Source organism: Micrococcus sp. HSID17227 (assembly GCF_003989405.1).
In the GTDB taxonomy this organism is placed as follows: Bacteria; Actinomycetota; Actinomycetes; order Actinomycetales; family Micrococcaceae; genus Micrococcus; species Micrococcus luteus.
On the sequence record NZ_RBLN01000252.1, the window covers coordinates 1 to 2,785 of the forward strand.

At 73.6% G+C, this 2,785-nt stretch carries 3 protein-coding genes; 1 reads left to right on the forward strand and 2 read right to left on the reverse strand.

The window, feature by feature from the left end; all coding sequences use genetic code 11:
• Positions 1-57 precede the first annotated feature (57 nt).
• On the reverse strand, positions 58-1,470 hold the full coding sequence (locus D8M29_RS10315) for a class II 3-deoxy-7-phosphoheptulonate synthase (protein WP_002854593.1): 1,413 nt from the start codon (positions 1,468-1,470) through the stop codon (positions 58-60).
• A gap of 71 nt (positions 1,471-1,541) precedes the next feature.
• On the reverse strand, positions 1,542-2,249 hold the full coding sequence (locus D8M29_RS10320; protein ID WP_036316678.1) for a 1-acyl-sn-glycerol-3-phosphate acyltransferase: 708 nt from the start codon (positions 2,247-2,249) through the stop codon (positions 1,542-1,544).
• 68 nt (positions 2,250-2,317) lie between these two features.
• Here D8M29_RS10320 and D8M29_RS10325 point away from each other — a divergent pair.
• Positions 2,318-2,785 (forward strand): carboxylesterase (locus tag D8M29_RS10325; RefSeq protein WP_127445951.1); only part of this gene is annotated, 468 nt, incomplete at its 3' end.

Consider the following 2,785-nt stretch of genomic DNA (forward strand, 5'->3'; position numbering starts at 1 on the left):
TAGGGCACCGCGGTCCACGTCTGGGTCGGCTGAGCCGGGGCGTGCCCGGCCGCGCGGTCAGGCCCGCGGCGCGCGGCGCTCGGGGTGGGAGAGGGCCTCGGTGACCTTGAACGCCATCTCCAGGGACTGCTGGTGGTTCAGCCGCGGGTCGCACAGCGTCTCGTAGCGGGCGTCGAAGTCGGCCTCGTTGATCGGGTCGGAGCCGCCCAGGCACTCGGCGACGTCGTCGCCGGTCAGCTCGACGTGCATGCCGCCCGGGTGCGTGCCGAGCTCGCGGTGCACCTCGAAGAAGCCGCTGACCTCGTCCATCACGTCCTCGAACCGGCGGGTCTTGTAGCCGTTGGCCGCGGTCACGGTGTTGCCGTGCATGGGGTCGGTGACCCACACCGGCTCCAGCCCCGCGTCCCGGACGCCCTCGACGATGCCGGGGAGCACGTCCCGGATCCGCTCCGCGCCCATGCGGGTGATGAAGGTCAGGCGGCCCGGCTCGCGCTCCGGGTCCAGCCGCTCCGCGAGCTCGAGGGCATCCGCGGTCGTGGTGGTCGGGCCGAGCTTCACGCCGATCGGGTTGCGGACCCGGGAGAGGAAGTCGACGTGGGCGCCATCCACCTGGCGGGTGCGCTCGCCGATCCACAGGAAGTGGGCGCTCGTGGCGTAGGGGTCGCCGCTGCGTGAGTCCACGCGGGTCAGGGCGCGCTCGTAGTCGAGCAGGAGCGCCTCGTGGGCCGAGTAGAACTCGGTGCGGCGCATGGCCTCGAAGTCCACGCCCGCGGCGTTCATGAAGCGGACCGCGCGGTCGATCTCGGCGGCCATCTCCTCGTACTGGGCGTAGGCCGGGTTGGCCATGAAGCCCTGGTTCCACTGGTGCACGCTGCGCAGATCGGCGAAGCCGCCCTGGGTGAAGGCGCGGACCAGGTTCAGGGTGGAGGCGGAGGTGTGGTAGGCCTGCACCATCCGTCGGGCGTCGTGCCGGCGTGCCTGCTCGGTGAACTCGTAGCCGTTCACGATCTCGCCGCGGAAGCTGGGCAGCGTGACGCCGTCGCGGGTCTCCGTGTCCGAGGACCGCGGCTTGGCGAACTGGCCGGCGATCCGGCCCATCTTCACGACCGGCATGGAGGCGCCGTAGGTCAGCACCGCGGCCATCTGCAGGATGGTCTTCACCCGGGCGCTGATCCGGTTGGCGGTGGACCCGGCGAACGTCTCGGCGCAGTCGCCGCCCTGCAGGAGGAACGCGCGGCCCTGGGCGACGTCGGCCAGACGGGCGCGCAGCAGGTCGACCTCGCCCGCGAAGACGAGCGGGGGCAGGGCGCTCAGCTCGGCGACGGCGGCGCGGTGATCGGCCTCGTCCGCCCAGGACGGCGCCTGTGCGATCGGCAGCGAGCGCCAGTGGTCCAGGCCGGGGATGTCGGCGGCGCCCTCCGAGATGGCGGTGCCGAAGGCCAGGATCTTCTCGCGGGGGTCTTCAGTCATGTGCACCAGGCTAGGGGCCGCGTGCCGCGCCCCGGTCTGAGCGTCCCCGGATGACGACGCGCGGGCCCCGCTCAGTCGCGGGCGCGTGGCGGAGCGGCCGTACGGCCCGCCTTCACGTCCGCCGCGTAGGTGTCCACGTACTCCTGGCCCGACAGGCGCCGGATGGCCTCCATGATCTCGTCCGTCACCTCCCGCAGCACCCGGGGGTCGCCGGCGGCCTCGGCACGGTCGGAGAAGTCCAGCGGCTCGCCGAAGATCATGCCCAGGCGCCGGATCCGCGGCAGCACGTGGCCGATCGGCTGCACCCGGTCCGTGCCGATCATCGCGATGGGCACCACGGGCGCGCCCGAGGCCAGCGCGAGCTTGGCCACGCCGATCTTGCCGCGGTGCAGCCGCCCGTCCGGGCTGCGGGTGCCCTCCGGGTAGATCCCGAGCAGCCGGCCCTCCCGCAGCGCCTCGAGGCCCGCGTCCAGCGAGCGCAGGGACGCCTCTCCGCCGGAGCGGTCCATGGGCAGCTGGTTCGCCGCCTCGAAGAACCGGCGGGTGACCCAGCCCTTCACGCCCGGGCCGGTGAAGTACTCGTGCTTGGCCAGGAAGTGCACCTGGCGGTCGAGCATGGCCGGCATGAACACCGAGTCCGAGACGGACAGGTGGTTGCTGGCCAGGATCGCCGGGCCCTCGGCCGGCACGTTCCCGAGGCCCTTCACCCAGGGGCGGAACAGCAGGCGGGTGGCCGGAGCCACGGCGAACGTCTTGGCGGACCAGTAGAACGTGGACACGAGGGCCTTCCGGTCGGGGCGGTCGGGTGCCTGCCCATCGTATGGTCCGCCTGCCTTACCCTGGCACCATGCCCCGCCCCGTCGCCGTCGCCCCCGAAGACCTCCCCCTGCGCCTCATGCCCGCCGCTCCCGCCCGGCGCGACCACTGCGTCGTGCTCCTGCACGGGTTCACCTCGACTCCGGCCTCCGTCCGCGCCTGGGCCGAGGGGCTCGCGGCAGGCGGCTCCCCCGTGAGCGTGCCCCTGCTGCCGGGGCACGGCACCCGGTGGGAGGACCTCGCCGCCACCGGTGCGGACGAGATCCGCGCCGCCGTCCGGGCCGTCGTGGACCTCGAGCTCGCCCGACACGGCCGCGTGGTCATGGCGGGCATCTCGATGGGCGGCGCCCTCGCGCTCGACGCCGCCGCCCACCGACCCGTGGCCGGGGTGCTCGTGGTGAACCCCTCGCTGCGCTTCGCCAGCCCGCTCGCCCCCTTCGCCCCGCTGCTGGCCCCGTTCGTCCCCACGGTCGCCCCGATCGCGGACGACATCGCGGAC